This window comes from Cyclobacterium salsum (genome assembly GCF_010119245.1).
GTDB classification, from domain to species: Bacteria; Bacteroidota; Bacteroidia; order Cytophagales; family Cyclobacteriaceae; genus Cyclobacterium; species Cyclobacterium salsum.
The window spans coordinates 1-20,401 of the sequence record NZ_WNKG01000011.1 but is presented as its reverse complement, the minus strand read 5'-3'; the positions used below and the strand labels follow the sequence as shown (position 1 = coordinate 20,401).

Below are 20,401 nucleotides of genomic sequence, written 5' to 3'. Positions count from 1 at the left end.
TACCAGCGAAGAAAGCGCCATTCCTAACCTATTCCCCTGTTTATGAAAAAAGTTTATCTACTAGTGGCTTTGCTCCTGTTCCAAACCATATTGCTGGCCCAAACCAAAAGTCCAGCCGAATTTTTAGGGTATGAATTAGGAGAACGGTTTACCCCCCACCATAAAGTAGTTGCCTACTTTCAGCATGTGGCATCGGAAAATCCTGGTGTTGTGCTGCGTGAATATGGTAAAACCAATGAATTACGTCCGCTGCTTGTTGCCTTTGTCTCTTCGGTAGCGAATATTGATCGACTGGAAACCATCCGTACGGATAATTTAAAGAGAACAGGAATGCTGGAAGGCAGTCCGGAGCTTTCCATCCCGGTTCATTGGATGAGTTACAACGTCCACGGCAATGAAGCGGTTTCTTCCGAAGCGACGATGATGACCCTTTTTTCACTAGTGGACCCCGAAAATAACCAATACAGTTCCTGGCTGGATGAGATGCTGGTCGTCCTGGATCCCTGTGTGAATCCGGATGGACAGGAAAGGTACGTCAACTGGTACCAACAAAAAATGAATCAGGTGCTGCAGCCAAACCTGCAATCCATCGAACACCGGGAACCCTGGCCGGGAGGAAGGCCTAACCATTATTTGTTTGATCTGAACAGGGACTGGGCATGGCAGACGCAAGTGGAATCTCAGCAACGCCTGGCGCTTTACAACGAATGGATGCCTCAGGTACACCTGGATTTTCACGAGCAGGGAATAAACTCTCCTTATTATTTCGCACCGGCAGCAGAGCCTCTGCACGCGCAGCTAACCGATTTCCAGCAGGAATACCAGGAACGTTTTGGCCGGAATACGGCTAGCTATTTCGATGTAAACGATTGGTTTTATTTCACCAAAGAGCGCTTTGATTTACTATATCCCAGCTATGGCGATACCTACCCCATGTACAATGGGGCCATTGGTATGACCATTGAGCAGGGAGGCTCGGGAAGGGCCGGAATAGGAGGATATACGGCTGATGGGGATACCGTTACCCTTAAAGACCGGATCATTCATCACCATACTACCGGAATTTCCGCTATTCAGACGACCTTTGATCTAAAGGAACAAGTATTGGAAGCCTATTCCAATTATTTTGAGGAAAGCAGCTCGGATCCTGTAGGTCCGTACAAAAGTTTTGTCATTAAGGGCAGTAATCCTCCGGCGAAAGTCCGTGCGTTGCTGGATTTGCTGGACAAAAACCACATTCGCTATGGCCTCAGCGGCAAGCGCGCAAGCCTGACCGGCTTTTCGTATCAAAGCGGGCAGTCTGAACGCCTGAATCTGGAAGAAAATGACATCGTCATCAATGCCTACCAGCCGAAATCCGTTTTGACCCAGGTCCTTTTTGAACCCGAGCCGGTGCTAAATGATAGTATAACCTATGACATTACTTCCTGGGCCCTTCCTTATGCCTATGGCCTGGAGGCATACGCGCTGGATAGCCGCCTGGATGGGGAACAGCCATATGAGGCCTTAGCCTTTGAGCCTAACCAGCCTGACGCGGAGACACTTGCCTACATTGCTCCCTGGAATGCCACCCTTCATGTCAAATTCCTGTCGGCATTGCTGCAGGAAGGCATTCGGGTACGCTATAACGAGTTTCCCTTTGAAGTGGGCGGAAAAAGCTATCCTACCGGTTCGCTTATTATTAACCGTGGAGGAAATGACTATGTACCCAACTTTCACCAGAAGGTGACCGATCTGGCCAATTCGTTTGAGATTCCCCTGGGCCAAACGAGTACAGGATACGTGGACAGTGGAAAAGATTTTGGTTCTTCGCATGTACGCGTGATCCAGAAGCCCTCCATTGCCCTGGTGGGCGGTGAGGGTGTTTCTTCCCTGAATTTTGGGGAAATTTGGCATTTTCTGGACAGTGAGCTGGCCTATCCCGTGGTAATCCTGGAGCAGGATCAATTAACAAGTGCTGATCTGAGCAGGTACGATGTGATGGTGTTGCCTTCCGGTAGTTATCCCGATGAGCTCTACGAAAACCTAACCGAATGGGTAGCGGCGGGGGGAAAGTTGCTGGCACTGGATGATGCCCTGAAGCTATTTGCTGACAAGCCGGATGGGATGTTACGTACCTTTGCCAGTGAGGACGAAAAAGCCCTGCAAGACAGTATTGAGAGCAAGGCGATGGAAGAGGAAAAAACGGCTCCGTTTCTTGAACGGGAGCGGCTAGACATATCAACCTATGCTGCCGGAGCGATATTTGAGGTGCAATTGGATCCCACCCACCCTTTGGGATATGGAAAAAACGGAACATTTTACACACTTAAAAACAGTTCCAACCGGTATGCGCTGATGGATCAGGGAATCAATGCCGGTTATATCTCCGGAATGGACAGACACCGCACCGGGTTTATAGGATATAAAATTAAACCGGGCATGGCTCGGTCCCTGGTTTTTGGTGTGGAACCCAAAGGTCGGGGGCAATTGATCTACCTGGCCGATAACCCCGTATTTCGTAGTTTCTGGGAAGATGGCAAGTTGATACTTGCCAATGCCCTCTTCCTTTCTGGAAATTGAGAAAAAAGCGGTCGTGTATTCCATTCATGACCGCTTTTTTTCCATTTATTTCCTATATTACTTAGGAAATTTCCCTACTGCTATGACCAACTTTATACTCAACCAAACCGACACCTTTCGCTGCCCCTGGTGTCTGGGATTCGAACAGTACATTCAGTACCACGATGAAGAATGGGGGGTGCCTGTATACAGTGACCGTAAGCATTTTGAATTTCTAGTGCTGGAAAGTGCCCAGGCGGGCTTGAGTTGGGCTACCATCCTGAAGAAAAGAGAAGGATATGCCCGGGCATTCAAGGATTTTGACTACCAAGTTGTAGCGGATTTTACCGGGGCAGACATCGAAAATCTGATCGGGAATCCGGCCATTGTAAGAAACCGCTTGAAAATAGCGGCAGCGGTCAATAATGCGGGGAAGTTTATGGAAATACAAAAGCATTACGGAACCTTTACCGATTATATATGGGGCTTTGTGGAGGGTAAACCTGTTCAGAATGAATGGAAAAGTCTTTCGTCTGTTCCCGCAGCGACCGAACTGTCCAATCAAATAGCCCGTGACTTGAAGCAAAAGGGGTTCAAATTTCTAGGAAGTACCATTGTATATTCCCATTTGCAGGCGACCGGAATCGTAAACGATCATCTGGTGCAATGCTTCCGTCATCAGGAAGTCAAACGTATGGCCAGGTAAATTTAACTCGCAATCATGACAGGATTTTACTACCAATACTTTTGTTTTTTGTTGACTGCCTTTTTGTTGCCGGGGTTATTACCGGCTCAGGACTATTTCCCCGAAAGGAACCAATGGGAAGAAAAGGAACCAGCGTCGCTTGGGGTGGATGCGGCACGACTTCAGGAAGCCATTGAACTGGCCATCCGGGAAGAAAGTGAAGCAGATTCGAATCTTAAAATGGCCCATTACCTCAGTGGTTTTGGAAGGGAACCTTTTGGATATCCCATTGGGCCGATGAAAAACAGGGGGGCAGCTACCGGATTGATTATTTACAAAGGGTATGTGATCGGAAAATGGGGAGATCCCGACAGGGTAGACCTGACTTTCAGTGTGGCCAAAAGTTTCTTGTCCACTGTGGTGGGACTGGCTGTGGAGGGGGGCCTGATCCAAAGCGAAAAAGATCTGGTACATCCCTACATGGCACCGATCATCCCCTACGATCCTGGCCTTGCCCGCCGAAATAAATCGGATCACCTGGAGGAAGAAGACGTATTCGACTTATTTGGAACACAGCATAATCGGAAAATCACCTGGGAACATTTGCTTCGGCAAACTTCTGACTGGGAAGGAACCCTATGGGGCAAGCCGGATTGGGCTGATCGGCCAAGAGGCAGTAGTGAAACCTGGCTGAACAGGGAAAGAAATGAGCCCGGATCGGTATACACTTATAACGATACCCGGGTGAATGTCCTTGCGTTGGCCGTAATGAATGTGTGGCGGAAGCCACTTCCGGTAGTGCTAAAGGAACGGGTTATGGATAAAATTGGGGCCAGCCCAACCTGGAGATGGACGGGATACGAGAATTCCTTTGTTATTATAGATGGCCAGATCATGCAGTCTGTAAGTGGAGGCTCTCACTGGGGCGGAGGCATGATGATCAATGCCTTTGATCAGGCCAGGTTTGGTTACCTGACCTTGCGTGAGGGAGAGTGGAACGGAGAACAGCTGCTATCCCGTGAATGGATTTCAAAATCCCGCACCCCGGGTTCAGCCCAGGAGCGTTACGGTTTTATGAATTATTTTTTGAATACCGGGCAACAGGAGATTCCCGCTGCCCCTGAATCCGCCTTCTTTCATCTGGGAGCAGGGACCAATATGGTCTATGTGGATGAAGAAAATGACCTCGTCATCGTCAGCCGTTGGATTAAGAATGTCTCAAAGGCCGAACTGGTAAAGTTGGTTTTAGAAAGTCTGCCGGATTAGATGCTCCAGTTTTCCGGAGAAATCAGCGGTGCCGGATAATTATTTTCCAACTTTACCCCCCTCTTTTTCAAGGTTTCCGAAGAAAGTTGAAAGGGAATGTGCCGGTCAAAACTCTTTAATTTCGCCAGTTCCGGAATCCATCGAGCAATGTACTCCCCTTGTGGATCGTATTTTTTGGCTTGCAGCAGAATATTGAAATACCGGTCGGATCTAGGGTCATTGCCCACCCCGGCAATGTACATCCAGTTGCCCCAATTGCTGCAGGGGTCGTAGTCGACAAGCTGCTGCTCAAAATAGGCCGCGCCCCACCTCCAGTCGATTTCCAGATCGTTTACCAGGAAACTGGCGACCAGCTGACGGCCCCGGTTGGACATAAAACCGGTTTGATTGAGTTCTCTCATATTGGCATCGATAAAGGGAATACCTGTTTTTCCCGCAGACCATTTGGAAAAAACCTCGCGATCTTCCTTCCAGTACCCTGACTTGTCTTGAATACCGGCAAGCTGAAAGATGCGATTCCCATGTTTTTTCGCCATCAGGCGAAAGAAATCCCGCCAGATCAACTCAAAAATCAACCAGTAAGTAGATTGATTTTTGGTTTTTTCCGATTCGAAGCGACGGATCTCCCAATAAATTTGCCGGGGAGAGAGCGCTCCCAGCGCAAGCCAGGGAGAGAATTTGCTTGAATAGTCGGCCCCCAGTAGCCCATTTCTGGTGTTTTTGTAATCGGCCAGGGCCACCGTTTCCCAGAAGTAATGATTCAATCTTTTCCAGGCCGAGGAAGTACCACCTTTGAAAAGGGTATCGCCCGCCGGTTCCTGCGCAGGTTGGTCGTAGCCCAGCTCCTGCAAATCCGGTGGTTTATTACAGATAGTTTCTGGCACGGTAGCGAAGCGAACTGACTCGGAAAGGATTTCGAGCGGCCTTACTGATGCCATTTTTTCGCATTCTTTGCGAAAGCGGGTAAACACTTCCGGGAGTTGGTTCACCGGGAAGGGGATGTCGTCGATATGAAAAAGGGTAGCTTGCCAATAGCTTTCGGTTGCTATTCCATGCTGCCAGGCTTCTTTTTCCAGGGCTTCTTCCACTTGGATTTCTTCTCCGGTAACTTCCTGAGAAAAACAGATCACCCGGGCATCAAGCTCACGGGCAAGGGCAGGTATTTCGGTTTCGGGATGGCCCCGGAGGAATAGGAGTTTTCCTCCTCTTGCAGCGATTTGTTCCTGCAAGTCCTGGAGGGTCTCCAATAGGAACCTGGCCCGGTGAATACCGGTTTTCTTCAATCCGAAATCGCCCTGCCCAAATTGCCGGAGGTCCAGGCAATAAACGGGTAGGATGGTTTTGGCAAGTTCGGTTGCTTTTTTAATAGTGAGGTTGTCTTCCCACCTTAGGTCATTTCTCAGCCAGACAAGTGCTTTTTCGTATCGCATACGGTAATCAAACTCCCTGTTCAGCCAAAGTGTTTTTTACAAAAAGCTGATTTTGGCTAAAGCCAGTAATTTGAAATCCAATTTATGGGGGGGCGATTTCCTATTGAGAAACGATTCGAAATCCATTATTGATCAAAAATAGAAAACAGGATTCCTTTCAATCAATTGCCTACAGCTTTAGCTGTGGGTAGAGGTAGGATATGTTTACTGTATCCTTGGCTTTAGCCAAACCATTTTTCCAGGAGGCTCTCAAATCTAATTTTAACCTAAACCTTGGCATTTCCCCTAAAACCCTGCCTTCATTTTGGCTAAAGCCGAAGGGATAGATTCTGAATCAAAAAGATGGGGCTAAAGCCGCCATCCTATTGAAAGGAGACCGGTCATTGATTATGGGTTAAAAATAGAAATCAGGAACCCTTTTAATCAATTGCCTACAGCTTTAGCTGTGGGTAAGGGGGGTATATCTTATGCATCCTTGGCTTTAGCCAAATCCTATATCGGGAAGGTATTAATTTCCGAATTTCTCCAAACCTCTCCCCAGTTTTGTTTAAAGCCGGGGTTTATGGAATCTTATTCTATGGAATGGGCTAAAGCTACATTCCTATTGAGGGATGCTTGCCATTGATTTATTGGTCTTAGCTTTAGGATCAATTCCCTTTTATCAATTGCCTCCTGCTTCAGCTGGAGGCAATTAATTGGGTTATTAGCATCATTGGCTTTAGCCAAAAATTTCATCCATGTAGCTCTTGATTACCATTTTTACGGGTATTTCCTAAAGCCACCTTCCCGTTTTTGAGATGCTAGCCGTTGATTTTTCGGCCAATTTGTCTATTTGAAACCTAATCCTCTCCCAAAATAGTCGGCTTGCTTTGGGCTTTGGATTGCTTGATCCGGTAGTTTAGCGTCAGGTTGATTTGCCTTCTTCTGGGCAGGATATCCCCTTCCGTCAAGAATCCAGGCCCCTCAAAAATGTACCTATTTCTGCGGGAATTAAACACATCCATCACATTCAGAATAAGCGTTCCGCGTCCTTTCATGATGTCCTTGCTGGCGGAAACATCCAGGTAGGCAATGGCCTTTTGTACCCCCTGGGCCACCCTTCTGCGACCCTCATAATTTCCTCGGAACTGCAGGTCCAGCCCATTGGCTAAGGTGAAGCGGGAAGTAAGCCGGGTAAACCAGGAATAGGTGTCGGCCGTGTAGGTGTCCAATACATTGCTGCCGTCAATTTTGGCATAGAAGAAATTAAAATTAGCATCCAGCTTCCACCATTCCACCGGGTAATAGTCCGTAGTGAACTCAAAGCCCATGGACTGTTCGCCCACTATATTATAGGGTAGCGTGGTGGCATTTCCCTCTTCATCCACGCTTCGGATGCGCTCGATTTTGTCCTCGGTATCCCGGTAATACAGGGTGGAGAAAACAGATCCCTTGTCCATGTATTTGATATGGCCGAGTTCGAAAGCATCTGTGTATTCCGGATTCAGGTCCGGGTTGCCGCTAAAGAAATTCCTTGCATCTGAAAAGGTCATAAAGGGACTGAGATCGTTGTAAACGGGCCGGCGGATCCGGCGGCTGTAACTGACCTGTAAGGCATCATCCGGACTGATATTATAAGTCAGGTGGGCAGAGGGGAATAGGTTGGCGTAATCCCGGGGATTGACCTCATTGGTTTTTACCAGGGTGGTACTCACATCGGTGTATTCTGCTCGTATACCTCCCTGATAAGAAAATTTATTGCTCTTGTTTCCCAGGATGGCGTACGCCGCATGGATGTTTTCGTCGTAAAGGAAAATATCGTCCAGACCGGGCAGTGCTACCATGTCTCCAGACTCTGTCCGTTCGCTGACGATAAAATCATTTTCCATATTCCGGATACTGCTGCGTATTCCGGTTTCAAAGTTTCCCTCGCTACCGATGGGCTTGGTATAGTCCAGTTGGAGCAGCCATTGCCTGTCAAATTCGTCGTTAATAGAGGTTTGATACAGGGAACCACCTGGAATGGCCGTTCCATTAGGAAAATAGGCATCCTGCGTGTACACCTGATCCGAATTTTCCCAATAATCCAGGTAGGTAATGGCCGTACTGAGTACATGGCCCTTCTGATCAAAGCTTCGTTTATAGGTCAGGTTAAACTCCGAATTGGGTTCTTTCTCATCTTCATCCTGTGTTCTGAGGGTGTAACTGTCCAAGGGAGCATCCGCTGCTGCATAATCGTTGTACCGGATATTGGTCAAGCGCCTGGCATCGCTTCTTCTCCAGAGATAAGAGCCGGTAAGGATGCTGTTTTCGTTGAAAAAATAGTCCAGGCCCGCCCGAATATTGTTGTTCAGCCCATTTACCGTACCCGTAGTGGTCTGATAGGAGTAAAAGCTGGTATCGGCATTGCTGACTTCCTGGCGGATGGTACCCTCCCTGGGCACCCGGCGGTATGCCACCCCATAATTGACAAACCAATTGATTTTTTTGCGGCGGTAGTTCAGGTTAGCGGCCAGCCCAAAATTGGTTGGATTACCCGCAATTCCCTCAAAGGAGGCATTAAAGCCCTGGTTGTTTTCCTTTTTAAGGATAATGTTGATGACACCGGCCATGCCTTCTGCCTCGTAGCGTGCAGAAGGATTGGTAATGACCTCTACGGTTTCGATCATGCTGGCGGGGAGTTGTTGCAGGCCGCTGCTCCCCTTGAAGCTAACCAATCCGGAAGGCTTTCCATCTACCAGAATGCGTACATTGTTGGATCCCCGGAGGCTTACCCCACCTTCGGGATCTACGTTGATGGAGGGAAGGTTCATCAGAATGTCGGAGGCCGTTCCTCCTGCATTGGCCAGGTCTTTACCTACGTTGAAGATTCGTTTGTCCAGGGAGAGCTCCATCAAGGTTTTTTCTCCCTGTACGACCACTTCCTCCAGGTTTTCGGTATCGGCTTCCAATTCGAGCGTGCCCAAATCTACCCTGCGAGTCTCCCGGTTGATATCCAGGTCATTGATTTCCAGGGGCAGGTAGCCCATAAATTCCACGAGTACAGCATAGTCCCCTTGTGGCAGGTCCAGGTCAAAGGTTCCGTCCTCTGCCGTGATGCCTCCATTTACCAGTGTTTTTTCGGCACTTTCCGCATCAAACACGCTAATGGTGGCAAAACCCAGTGGAGCTTTGCCTTCCTGATCGATTACTTTTCCCCGAATGCCGCCGAAATTATCGGATTGGGCAAACAGGGAGCTGCTGATTAGAAAAAATAAGGTTATTCCGGGCAGGTAGATTTTTTTCATGGGTCTTTATTTCATTTTCTGGGTTCTTGCAAAGATAGAAATACAATGTGTAGGAAAGTTGAATTTTTACAGGAAAGCCGAAAGAAGTATACCAAAGGAGTTTATTTTTTGCAACTTTCCCAAAGTTTTAAACTTTGGGAAAGTTAACCTGAGGGTGATTTTAACCCAACCCAGCCAAATAAGTATTACAGATTCGTAATAGTAAGGACCACCTCCAAATCCCGTTTTTTTATTTTGGTAGAATAGACTAGATTAGTCGGGTCAATTGTTTCAGATATTTTAATGCGACTTTACCCTTTATGAATTATCGATATTCCCATTCCCTTTTTCTGCTAGCCATCGCTATGGCCTGGTCTTGTTCTTCCGGTGAGCCAAAATTGGAAGAGCAGATTCCCATGGACGAAGCGGCACTGGAAAGCGGCGAAAATTTATTTGATACCCACTGCAGCAGTTGCCATGGATTCGAGCAGGACGGGATTGGGCCCCACCTGGGAGGGATCACCCGGGATGAGTCCCTGGACTGGCTGCGACGGTTTATCAAGAACCCAACTGAAGTAATCGAAAGCGGGGATGAGCGAGCCAAAGCTGTTTTTGAGCGCTACAATACTTACATGCCAGGCTTTGGTTACCTGGAAGCGCAGGAAATCGATGCGATCATTGCCTACATGCATCAATATCCGGCACCGGAGGAGGTTGAGGGCGCACGGGCCGATTCCATTTTGAATCCCATTCCCGAAGCCATTCCGCTCTCCGATCTGCTGGTCGAATTGGAATGGATCAGCACCATTCCTGCTTCCGCAGAAAATAAACCCCGGACCCGTATCGCCAAAATGGACTACCATCCGGTAACGGGCGATTTGTACATCATGGACCTGCGGGGCAAAATGTATCGCATGGAGGGGGAAGAAACCGAAGTGTACCTGGACATGCAGCAGCAAATGCCCGATTTTATCAACGAACCCGGACTGGCTACCGGTTTTGGCAGTTTTGCCTTTCACCCGGACTTTGGCAATAACGGACTGCTGTACACCTCTCATACCGAAAAACCGGGAACCGCTCCCGCAGATTTCACCTACGGAGACAGCATCAAGTCTACCTTGCAATGGGTGGTAACCGAATGGAAAACCGATCAACCCCTGCAGGTACCCCTACAGGCTGAAAGCCGGGAGCTGTTCCGGATAGCCATGGTTACCGGAATACATGGCATGCAGGAGTTGACTTTCAATCCCCTTGCCGAAAAAGGAGAACCGGATTACGGCTTGTTGTATATCGGGATCGGAGACGGGGGTAGTGTGGGCGCAGGTCATCCCTGGGTTCCCCATGGAGCCGAGCAGGCCTGGGGCTCCATTTTCCGCATCGATCCCTCCGGAACCAACAGCACCAATGGCAACTATGGTATTCCCCCGGATAATCCCTTTGTGGATCAGCAGGAAGGGCTGCCCGAAATTTATGCGCATGGCTTTCGCAATGCCCACCGGATTACCTGGACGGCTGACGGGAAAATGCTGGCCACCAATATTGGACAGGGTCAGATCGAATCCCTGTATATCGTGGAGCCCGGAGATGACTATGGCTGGCCGGTTAGGGAAGGTCCTTTTGTGATCGAACCGGCAATGGATTTAAATCAGGTTTTTCCCCTGCCGGAAAATGATGCCGAACTGGGCTACACCTATCCGGTAGCCATGTACGATCACGACGAAGGCAATGCCATTTCCGGAGGCTATGAATACCAGGGAACCGATATCCCCGAATTGCAGGGGAAATACCTTTTTGGGGATATTGTTCATGGCCGACTTTTTTACGTGGAAACGGCCGATTTGGAGCGGGGAAGCCTGGCCCCGGTTTACGAGTGGAAAGTTAGCTATGAGGGCAACTCCATACCCCTATCCGAACTGTCTGGCAGCAACCGGGTGGATTTGCGGCTGGCCAGGGACCAGACCGGAGAAATGTACCTCTTCACCAAAGCCGATGGCAAGGTATATAGCATGACAGGAACGTTACCACCGGACAAATGAAAAATCACGATCGAAGAAAGGTACTCAAAAGTATGGCCTGCCTGGGAGCCATGGCAGCGGTCTATCCTGGCTATGGAAAGGTGGGTAGACACCTTCCCACTCTTTCTATCGGTGCTTGCGACTGGTCCATAGGCAAAACCTCCGATCCGGAAGCCTTTGCCCTGGCCAGGGAAATCGGACTGGACGGCTTGCAGGTAAGCCTGGGTACTGCCCAAAACGACATGCACCTGCGGCAGGCAGCCGTTCAGCAGGCTTTTTTGGAGGCGTCCCGGGAGCATGAGGTGGGCATTGCCAGTTTGGCGATCGGTGAACTGAATCGGGTGCCCTACAAGTCGGCTCCGGAGACAGAGGACTGGGTGCGTGACAGCATCGATGTGGCCAAAGCCCTGGGCTGTACCAATGTCTTGCTGGCTTTTTTTGGTGAGGGCGATTTACGGGAAGATTCGGAAGGACAGGCAGAGGTGGTGCGCAGGCTGCGGAAAGTGGTCCCCAAAGCGGAAGCGATGGGCGTGAACCTGGCCATAGAGTCTTGGCTTAGTGCCGAAGAACACCTAAGGCTAATTGAAGCCATCGGTTCTCCCCATGTGAAAGTCTATTACGATGTGGCCAATGCTACTGAAATGGGATATGATATCTTTCGGGAAATGGAGCTGTTGGGAACCGAACACATTTGTGAAATCCATTTCAAGGAAAACGGGAACCTGCTGGGGCAGGGGAAGGTAAATTTTCAACGGGTAAAAAGCACCCTGGAGAAAATGGGTTACAAAAACTGGATTATTATGGAAGGGGCGCTTCCAAAAGGAGCGGCCATTTTGCCCGCATACCAGCAGAATCTGCAATTTGTCAGACAACTAATAAAAAGCTAGAACTTTGAGAAACTCCACGATCCCAGGCCTTCTACTATTGCTTTCCCTATTCTCCTGTGGGCCTTACTCCCGGGACGAAGCCCCCTTACTGTTTGTGCCGGAGGATCTGGAAGTCACTTTATGGGCCAGCAGCCCGCTCTTTCACAATCCCACCAACATGGATGTGGATGCCAAAGGCAGGGTATGGCTTACAGAGGCCGTCAATTACCGTGATTTTCGCAATGCCGATGGGCACCTGGTAAGGGAAGCCGGAGACCGGATCATGATCCTGGAGGATAGGGATGGAGATGGAAAGGCCGATACTTCACAGGTGTTTGTGCAGGATGAGGATTTACGAAGCCCTTTGGGCATTGCAGTGGTAGGCAATCAGGTAATCGTTTCCTGCTCTCCCAATGTGATTGTATATACGGATACAAATGGAGATGATATTCCAGATAATAAAGCGGTTTTTTTGACCGGATTCGGAGGAAAGGACCATGACCACGGTTTGCATGCCGGCCAGCTGGGTCCCGATGGGAAATGGTATTTCATTACCGGCAATGCCGGGCCTCATCAGGTTAGGGACAAAGAGGGTTGGACCCTGCGCTCCGGCAGCGTTTACAATGAATACACGCCCTACAGCACCGAAAATGTACCGTCTCAGGAAAGCGATGACGGGAAAGTGTATACTGGAGGACTGGTAATAAGGATTAATCCGGATGGCAGCGGCATGGAGGTGATGGCCCATAATTTCCGCAATGCCTACGAGGTATTTGTGGATTCCTTTGGCAATATGTGGCAAAGCGATAACGATGATCAGACCGCCTCCTGCCGCACCACCTGGCTGATGGAGGGAGGCAATGCCGGCTTTTTCAGCGAGGAAGGAGACCGTACCTGGCAAGCTGACCGACGGCCGGGTCAGACCATAGCGGAAGCGCATTGGCATCAACACGACCCCGGGGTGTTGCCTGCAGGCGATATTTACGGGGCAGGCTCTCCAACCGGAATGCTGCGCATCGAAGGTGACGAACTGGGGGAAGCATACCGGGGTTTGTTGCTCGCTGCCGATGCGGGAAGAAACATTATTTTTGGCTATCATCCCAGGCCGGAGGGAGCCGGGTATTCCCTGGCAGAAAGACAAAATTTCATCGCTTCCGTTGACGTGGACAACGAAGGCTACATCTGGCATCAGGTAGAAGCGGATACCAGCAAGTGGTTTCGGCCCAGCGATGCCACCCTGGGAACGGATGGATCCCTTTTTGTAGCCGATTGGTATGATCCCATTGTGGGTGGACATCAGATGCGGGACAAGGAAGGGCAGGGAAAAATCTACCGCATTACCAAAAAGGGGCAAGACTATCCCAAAGCCAGCATTGATTTCGCGACCGTTTCCGGTCAGGTAGCGGCCTTACGTAACCCTGCCGTACATGTGCGTGCCAGGGCGGCCCAATTACTGCGAAAGCAAGGCACAGCGGTAATTCCCGAATTGGAAACCCTGCTGGATCATGCCAATCCCTTTTACCGGGCCCGGGCGATTTGGTTACTTGCTGGAATGGGTGCAATGGGAATACAAAAAATCCAACCGTTGTTGCGAGACAAAAATCCGGAACTGGTTCTCACAGCGGTCCGCGCCCTGGCGGCCCATGCTCCGGATACCTTGATGAGGGAGGCGGAAGACTTACTATCAAATGCCGACCCCCTGGTCAGGCGGGAATTGGCGATTTTGTTGCGACATGAGGATTACGAAAAAACAGCGAAGCTTTATACCGCCCTGATCGAAAGTTACGATGGAAAAGATCGCTGGTACCGGAATGCATTGGGGATAGCTTTAAGCGATAGGGCCAATGAAGTATTTGAAGCGGAATGGCAGGGACTGGATCCCCTGGAATGGAGCCCGGAACAGGCCTCTCTGATATGGGAACTGCATCCTGAAGCGGCGATTCCTGCCCTGAAGCTTCGGATGGAAAGTGAAGGGCTGAGCAGCACAGAACGAATGCAGGCTGTGGAAACCCTGGCCTTTATCCCAAAAAAAGCTGCTGCCGAAATATTTCTGGATTTGGTCGATGAGGATGGAAGGCTTGGCGAACAAATCCGCTGGTGGTTACAATTCAGAAAATACAACGAATGGCAGGCATTTCTGGAAGATTGGGAGCCGCCCTTGGACAATTTGCCTTCTGCCCAACCGGAACTCCTGGCATCCCTGGAAAGGCTGGGTGATAGTCTGGCTACCGGAGATCAGCAGCGGGAAGCATTGAACAGCCTGGCCGAAAGCCCAGCGGGCAGGTTGCATCTGGCATTGCTGGGGGTTAAGGGCAGCTTTCCCGATTCCCTGCAAGCGCGACTCCCGGCGGAATGGTCTTCCGAAGCCCGGCCGGCTGTAAAGCACTTGTTGGCCCGGTTTTTTGGCACGCCACAGGAAGTGGAAGAGGCCGCTGTTAATGCACTTGAGGGCGATGCTGCGGCGGGTAAGGTATTGACTGCTCAAAACTGCCTGGCTTGCCATCGAATTGGTGATTCTGGCAATGATATTGGTCCCAACTTGAGCGGAATCCGACAAAAAATGGACGCTCCTACCCTGGTAAATGCGATTGTACAGCCCGATGCTGCCATTGGTTTCGGTTCCGAATCCTGGTTGGTTCGCCTGAAAAACGGGGCCGTACTTTACGGACTGCTGCAGTCCAACGGTCCGGTGGTCACGGTGCTGGATAGTCAGGGGCAACGGTTTGTAATTCCGGCGTCTGAAGTAGCCGACAAACGCCAGGTACCGCTTAGCCTGATGCCCAAACCGGCAGAAATGGGACTGGTGGCGCAGGACATTGCCCATATCCGGGCCTACCTGATGCAGGGAGATCTGTAAAAATCTTGTACACTATCGGTTTTTAGTTAATTTTGCGCCCATGGCAAAATCAGCACAACCTCAGGAAAGCAATCTGCTTAAAGATATTATCGCCCATGCCAAGGAGTATGGGTTTGTGTACCCCTCGTCGGAAATTTACGATGGCTTGCAGGCCGTCTACGATTACGGCCCCTATGGGGTAGAATTGAAAAATAATCTTAAGCGCTTGTGGTGGGAATCCATGACCCGCCTGAACGATAACATAGTGGGAGTAGATGCGGCTATTTTTATGCATCCCACCACCTGGAAAGCCTCCGGTCACGTGGACAGCTTCAACGATCCCATGGTGGACAACAAAGACAGCAAAAAGCGGTACCGAGCGGATGTATTAATCGAAGACAAAGCCGCCCAATACGAGCAGGCAGGAGAAACGGAGCGGGCAAAGGACCTCTTGGCGGCCATGGGTAAATTGCTGGATGCGGAAGACTTTTCCGCCCTGAGGGATTTAATGATCAATGAAGGCATTACCTGTCCCATGAGCGGCACGGCCAACTGGACCGAGATCCGGCAGTTTAACCTGATGTTTTCCACCCAGGTAGGATCGGTATCGGAGGATTCTTCCACCATCTACCTGCGACCTGAGACGGCGCAAGGCATTTTTGTCAATTTCCTGAACGTGCAGAAGACTGCCCGGATGAAAGTACCTTTTGGCATCGCCCAGATTGGCAAAGCCTTCCGGAATGAGATCGTAGCCCGGCAATTTATATTCAGGATGCGGGAATTCGAACAGATGGAAATGCAGTATTTTGTTCGTCCCGGTACGGAGATGGAATGGTACCAAAACTGGGCCAAAACGCGGGTAAATTGGCACCTGGCCCTGGGAATCCCCGAAGATAAAATCCGGCGACACGATCACGACAAGCTGGCCCACTACGCCAATGCCGCACTGGATATCGAGTACCAGTTTCCCTTTGGTTTTAAAGAGGTGGAAGGCATCCATTCCCGTACGGACTTTGACCTAAAGGCGCATCAGGATTTCAGCAAAAAGAAACAACAATACTTTGATCCGGAAGTAAATCAGAACTACATCCCTTACGTGGTCGAAACCTCCATTGGTGCGGACCGATTGTTTTTGATGACCTTGTGCAATGCCTATACAGAAGAGGAAACTGGGGAAAAAAGCAGGGTATACCTGAAATTCCATCCTGCGATCGCACCGGTCAAGGCGGCTATCTTGCCCCTGACCAAAAAAGACGGTTTACCGGAAAAGGGCAAGGCCATCTTTGAGCAATTGAAATACGATTTCAACATTATCTACGAGGAGGCGGCCTCTATCGGAAAGCGCTATGCGCGGCAGGATTTGATCGGGACGCCCTTTTGCATCGCGGTAGACCACCAGACCCTTGAGGACGATACCGTTACCATTAGGCACCGGGATACCACGGAACAGGAGCGGGTAGCAATTGCTGATCTGCACGGAAGGTTGGCGGCTGCCTGTAGTTTTCGTACGGTGTTTGAGAAGATATGATGTTTCCCTCCCCGTTCCGTCCGGTCCCTGAGCTGAGTCGGTACTGACCGTCATTGCGAGCGCAGCGAAGCAATCTGAATCGGAGCGTTGACGTAAGGAGTTCGAATTAAGGAAATTAAATACGCCTGCTGTGTCCGTCTTCCTTCAGACTGCCGCGGGTGCTGGGGCGGTTGTTGAAATACGATTGGGGTCAGGTTAGCCCCCTCGCAGTGACGGGAACAGGTTGCGGTTACTCAAACGTCGTCATTGCGAGCGCAGCGAAGCAATCTGAATCGGAGCGAGAGCACAAGGAAATCAGAGAAGGACAGTTAGGTACGGCTGATCTGCACGTATACCTTTGAGAATATTCATCGTGATAATTGAAGACTTGTATTTCTGAAACCTGTCAAAAACAAAAGATCACCAATTTTTTACTTCCTCGTACAGGTCTTTCCAAGATGGATTAAAGGCATTGATTAAGTCATTTTTCTTTTTTCTACTCCCGGATTTAAGTTGCTTCTCTCTGCAAATAGCCTCTTCTATTGAGTGAAATAATTCAAAATAGACCAATTTTTTTATTTTATATCGTGATGTAAAAGAGGAGGGGTTTATTCGGGTTTTGTGCTCCACTATCCTTTTTAAAAGGTTTTCTGTTACCCCAACATATAATGTAGTGTTATTTTGGTTGGTCATTATATAGACAGCACCACCTTTTTTCATTTTTCCTGGATTTGATGGGGATTTTGCGGCTAACTAAAATTACATATTTTTAGAAATTTCAACCCGAATACCGTTAAGTATTTCTATACCATTGGATTGATATAGTTTTTTGAAAAAGACCAGCAAGATTCTCTTATCGATTACATATCTCGAAAGACTACCGAAGAAACGTACCAAATGCTCAACCAATTATTCTATCCAAATGAGCCGCCTCGCGTTGACGGTAAGCGTTTCCAGTGAACATACCGTGTCATTGCGAGTGACGGAAACGGGTCGCAGCGATGCCAAAGTCGTCATTGCGAGCGCAGCGAAGCAATCTGAATCGGAGCGTGCGCGTAAGGATCAGGAAAACGGGCATTTAAATACGCCTGCTGTGCACGTATTCCTACAGACTGCCGCGGGTGCTGGGACGTTTGTTGAAATACGATTGGAGTCAGATTAGCCCCCTCGCAGTGACGGGAGGGGTTTCCAGTGCGCACACCGCGTCATTGCGAGCGGCAGCGAAGCAATCTGAACCGGAGCGCAGACGTAAGGATTTCGAGAAAAGGGCAGTTAACTACGATAGACATGTCCGTCTTCCGACAGACTGCCGCGGGTGCAAGGACGGCTGATGAAATACGATTAGGGTCATTTCAGCCCCCTACCGATGACGTATTTTATAAGTATTTGGTTTTCAATATGATATAATCACTTCAAAATTATACCGTCATCCCGATTTCTGCGTTTTTTAAAATGTTAATTCTCGCAGTGACGGGAAGCGATCGTCGGGAAGCGTTTAATGGGAAGGGAATACCGTCAATGGTAGGTGAAATTGGCATCACTGGCCCCTTCCCGGTCTCTGAACACCTGCCTTTTTTTGGTTGCCGGCACATCTCATGTCCATCCAGGAGATTTCCGGGCATGAGGAAGTGAAAGGTAAACACTCCTGGCGGAAAAAAATTCTTTCAAAAAAACAAAAGAAGTTCTAGATTGAGGTATTGTTACTGGGTAAATAACGTACCAGGTGCAATTTACCCAAAGCGGCACTCCAAAATTTTTGAATGTGAAAAACCTTCAAATGATTAAGTGAAACCTTTAACCGTATATCAATTATGCATGTAAAAAACAACCTGTTAGTCTTTCTTCTGCTATACTCGCTGAACGGATTTTCCCAAAATAGCGATAGCCAAGATCGTGATCGATTGGCCGAATTAGACGCATTCTGGACCGAGGTGTCTCGAACCATCGAAGAGGGCGACTTTGAAGGTTATGCAAATACCTTTCATGAAAAGGCTACGTTGGTTTCCGGTGTTAGCGGGGTCGCCTATCCGATCGCTAAGGCCCTTGCCGGATGGAAAAAAGATTTTGACGATACCAAATCCGGAGTAAGGAAGTCATCCGTGGCATTTCGATTTAACAGGCGATTAGGAGATCCTACCACCGCCTATGAAAGCGGAATTTTCCACTATTCTTTTGAATTGAATGGAGAAAAGCAAGGCTATTACATCCATTTTGATGGCTTGTTGGTAAAAGAGGGTACCTGGAAAATGATGATGGAATACCAAAAAAGTCGGGCCATCCAAGAAGAATGGGACGCGTTGGAATAGGTTCGGGAAAACGAATATACTTTAAAACGGGAATTTAGCCTTTGATTCCCATGCGACCTTTTAACGGACCCTTCTTTCTTTACTTTCATGAAAGCATTTGCCCAGCATGGGATTTGTTTACTTTTACCGTTACCGCCAATGCTGTGGCTATCTCACTTTTTGAATAACCGTTTTTTTAAAATTCACTTTTTCTACGGCATCCCCCTGGTTTAAATCCGTTCCAAAGTGGCTGCTGACGACGCATGGGCCACCCAAAATGGCCGGTTTATAAATTAAATTTTTCAGGTTTTGCTTTAACTTTAATAAAAAATTTATTTAATTGATTGTTGAATCACCGTGTCTAAAAACTAACAAACATGCGACCTACCTGGAAAAGCACAAACCTACCTTATCTCCTGGCCCTTTTTTTTATTTTTGGCTGTTCCAATCAACCAAATAACCAAGGAGAGCAAACGCAGGAGGTAGCTTCCCCGGCAAGTGGGCCTGTGGTAATGGCCTATTACGTGCCGGAGCGAGACTACAAGCCGGCGGAGCTACCCGTCGAAAAGCTTACCCACATTATTTACTCCTTTACCCATGTGATTGAGGGGGAAATGAAGTTTAGAAACCCTGAGGAAGCCGGTCCAAAGCTCGAGGCGTTGGTGAAGCAAAAGGAGCGCAATCCCGACCTCAAGGTAATGATCGCCTGTGGCGGTTGGGGAGCAGACGGGTTCTCGGACATGGCCCTGACGGAAGCGAGTCGGGCAAAATTTATTGAGAGCGCCGCTGCATTTATTGAAGCCTACCAATTGGACGGCATGGACATGGACTGGGAGTATCCGGGAATATCGGGTGCCGGTACCATGGCCCGGGAAGAAGATACGCAACATTTCACTGCGCTGATGAAAGGCTTGCGCGAAATGCTGGACGAATTTGATACACCAAAACTGCTGACCTTTGCCTCGGCGGGATGGAAGCGTTACTACGACCATATAGAGCTAAATGAGGTAATGAAATATGCCGATTACACCAATGTAATGACCTATGATCAGGTATCTGGGGTCTCCGAATATACCGGGCATCATACCCCTTTAGGTGAAGTAAGAAGTGAAGATATTGCGGGCACGCCATTTCATGCTTACCTGGATAGCTTGTACCGGATAGGAGCCAATAAAGATCCTCATCCGCGTTCAGCGGAAAAAATTGTGGATTTCCTGATCGAAGAAGGGGTTGATCCCAACCAGATAGTCATTGGCAGTGCGTTTTACGGCCGGGTTTGGAAAGGCGTTCCTCCGGCAAACAACGGACTGTACCAACTTAGTGGTGGCATCCAAATTGGCTGGATGGCCTATCACCAAATCCGGGACAGGTATGAACCGGACAGCAACTTTCAGCGCTATTGGGATGAGCAGGCCCAAGCGCCCTATATGTACAATGCTGCAGACAGCCTGATGGTATCCTATGACGATACGGTTTCAGTAAAGGCAAAAACCATCTATGCCCAAGAGAAAGGGCTGGGTGGCATTATGTTTTGGGAACTGGGCAACGATACCAAGGAGGAAGGAAGCTTGCTGGATGCTATTTATAAGGCCGCCCAGGAGTAGCGTGGATTCAATAAAAAGTGACAACAGAACCACTCATTGTTCTAACTAACTCTTTTTTTGTCACAGAGGTATTATGTTTGAAAAGTGAAGCATAAGCTAAGATTCGTAACTTAAAGGAATA

The 20,401-nt window shown here is 48.9% G+C and carries 13 protein-coding genes; 10 read left to right on the top strand and 3 right to left on the bottom strand.

What is annotated here, in order from left to right; genetic code table 11:
• The first annotated feature begins 42 nt into the window (after positions 1–42).
• The 3 genes from GJS45_RS24180 (at position 43) to GJS45_RS18490 (ending at position 4,492) form a co-directional block, all read left to right on the top strand.
• A complete protein-coding gene (locus GJS45_RS24180; RefSeq protein ID WP_162343362.1) occupies positions 43–2,562 on the top strand; it encodes a M14 family metallopeptidase in 2,520 nt (839 codons plus the stop codon).
• An 82-nt stretch (positions 2,563–2,644) separates the two neighbouring features.
• Positions 2,645–3,247 carry a DNA-3-methyladenine glycosylase I gene (locus GJS45_RS18495; protein WP_162343361.1) on the top strand — a complete coding sequence of 201 codons (603 nt, stop codon included), beginning with the start codon at positions 2,645–2,647 and terminating at the stop codon, positions 3,245–3,247.
• A 15-nt stretch (positions 3,248–3,262) separates the two neighbouring features.
• Positions 3,263–4,492 (top strand): serine hydrolase domain-containing protein, encoded by a 1,230-nt coding sequence (locus GJS45_RS18490; protein ID WP_162343360.1) that lies wholly within the window; start codon positions 3,263–3,265, stop codon positions 4,490–4,492.
• On the opposite strand, the gene GJS45_RS18485 is transcribed toward GJS45_RS18490, so the two are convergent.
• Together GJS45_RS18485 and GJS45_RS18480 are read right to left on the bottom strand one after the other, a co-directional pair.
• A complete protein-coding gene (locus tag GJS45_RS18485; RefSeq protein WP_162343359.1) occupies positions 4,489–5,922 on the bottom strand; it encodes a DASH family cryptochrome in 1,434 nt (477 codons plus the stop codon). The two genes, GJS45_RS18490 and GJS45_RS18485, sit on opposite strands and share 4 nt — an antisense overlap.
• A gap of 839 nt (positions 5,923–6,761) precedes the next feature.
• Positions 6,762–9,188: an outer membrane beta-barrel family protein gene (locus GJS45_RS18480; protein ID WP_162343358.1), complete on the bottom strand. Its 2,427-nt coding sequence runs from the start codon at positions 9,186–9,188 to the stop codon at positions 6,762–6,764.
• A gap of 299 nt (positions 9,189–9,487) precedes the next feature.
• Between GJS45_RS18480 and GJS45_RS18475 the strand changes: the two genes are divergently transcribed.
• From GJS45_RS18475 to GJS45_RS18460, 4 genes are read left to right on the top strand one after another with little or no spacing between them, the layout of a single operon-like run.
• Positions 9,488–11,203: a PQQ-dependent sugar dehydrogenase gene (locus GJS45_RS18475; RefSeq protein WP_162343357.1), complete on the top strand. Its 1,716-nt coding sequence runs from the start codon at positions 9,488–9,490 to the stop codon at positions 11,201–11,203.
• Positions 11,200–12,069, top strand: a complete 870-nt coding sequence (locus tag GJS45_RS18470; RefSeq protein WP_162343356.1) for a sugar phosphate isomerase/epimerase family protein — start codon at positions 11,200–11,202, stop codon at positions 12,067–12,069. The genes GJS45_RS18475 and GJS45_RS18470 overlap by 4 nt, the downstream gene beginning before the upstream one ends.
• Before the next feature lie 4 nt (positions 12,070–12,073).
• The gene (locus GJS45_RS18465; RefSeq protein WP_162343355.1) at positions 12,074–14,905 is read left to right on the top strand and encodes a PVC-type heme-binding CxxCH protein; all 2,832 of its coding nucleotides are present in this window, start codon (positions 12,074–12,076) and stop codon (positions 14,903–14,905) included.
• Positions 14,906–14,945: 40 nt separating this feature from the next.
• On the top strand, positions 14,946–16,412 hold the full coding sequence (locus GJS45_RS18460; protein WP_162343354.1) for a glycine--tRNA ligase: 1,467 nt from the start codon (positions 14,946–14,948) through the stop codon (positions 16,410–16,412).
• A 399-nt stretch (positions 16,413–16,811) separates the two neighbouring features.
• Here the strand turns inward: GJS45_RS18460 and GJS45_RS18455 are convergent, their stop codons facing one another.
• A complete protein-coding gene (locus tag GJS45_RS18455; protein ID WP_162343353.1) occupies positions 16,812–17,111 on the bottom strand; it encodes a GIY-YIG nuclease family protein in 300 nt (99 codons plus the stop codon).
• Between the two features lie 247 nt (positions 17,112–17,358).
• On the opposite strand from GJS45_RS18455, the gene GJS45_RS18450 reads away from it, so the two are divergent.
• The 3 genes from GJS45_RS18450 to GJS45_RS18440 all read left to right on the top strand — a co-directional run bounded on the left by GJS45_RS18450 (position 17,359) and on the right by GJS45_RS18440 (position 20,280).
• Positions 17,359–17,553, top strand: a complete 195-nt coding sequence (locus tag GJS45_RS18450; protein WP_162343352.1) for a hypothetical protein — start codon at positions 17,359–17,361, stop codon at positions 17,551–17,553.
• Positions 17,554–18,202: 649 nt separating this feature from the next.
• Complete coding sequence (locus tag GJS45_RS18445) at positions 18,203–18,697, top strand: Cif family virulence factor (protein ID WP_162343351.1); 495 nt, start codon at positions 18,203–18,205, stop codon at positions 18,695–18,697.
• Between the two features lie 356 nt (positions 18,698–19,053).
• Entirely contained in the window at positions 19,054–20,280 is a 1,227-nt protein-coding gene (locus GJS45_RS18440) for a glycoside hydrolase family 18 protein (protein WP_162343350.1), read from the top strand.
• The last annotated feature ends 121 nt before the right edge of the window (positions 20,281–20,401 follow it).

What these genes read in the sequence shown, in the direction of transcription:
- GJS45_RS24180 (WP_162343362.1), top strand. Translation starts at nt 43, where the DNA reads ATGAAAAAAGTTTATCTACTAGTGGCTTTGCTCCTGTTCCAAACCATA.
- GJS45_RS18495 (WP_162343361.1), top strand. Translation starts at nt 2,645, where the DNA reads ATGACCAACTTTATACTCAACCAAACCGACACCTTTCGCTGCCCCTGG.
- GJS45_RS18490 (WP_162343360.1), top strand. Translation starts at nt 3,263, where the DNA reads ATGACAGGATTTTACTACCAATACTTTTGTTTTTTGTTGACTGCCTTT.
- GJS45_RS18485 (WP_162343359.1), bottom strand. Translation starts at nt 5,922, where the DNA reads ATGCGATACGAAAAAGCACTTGTCTGGCTGAGAAATGACCTAAGGTGG.
- GJS45_RS18480 (WP_162343358.1), bottom strand. Translation starts at nt 9,188, where the DNA reads ATGAAAAAAATCTACCTGCCCGGAATAACCTTATTTTTTCTAATCAGC.
- GJS45_RS18475 (WP_162343357.1), top strand. Translation starts at nt 9,488, where the DNA reads ATGAATTATCGATATTCCCATTCCCTTTTTCTGCTAGCCATCGCTATG.
- GJS45_RS18470 (WP_162343356.1), top strand. Translation starts at nt 11,200, where the DNA reads ATGAAAAATCACGATCGAAGAAAGGTACTCAAAAGTATGGCCTGCCTG.
- GJS45_RS18460 (WP_162343354.1), top strand. Translation starts at nt 14,946, where the DNA reads ATGGCAAAATCAGCACAACCTCAGGAAAGCAATCTGCTTAAAGATATT.
- GJS45_RS18455 (WP_162343353.1), bottom strand. Translation starts at nt 17,111, where the DNA reads ATGAAAAAAGGTGGTGCTGTCTATATAATGACCAACCAAAATAACACT.
- GJS45_RS18445 (WP_162343351.1), top strand. Translation starts at nt 18,203, where the DNA reads ATGCATGTAAAAAACAACCTGTTAGTCTTTCTTCTGCTATACTCGCTG.
- GJS45_RS18440 (WP_162343350.1), top strand. Translation starts at nt 19,054, where the DNA reads ATGCGACCTACCTGGAAAAGCACAAACCTACCTTATCTCCTGGCCCTT.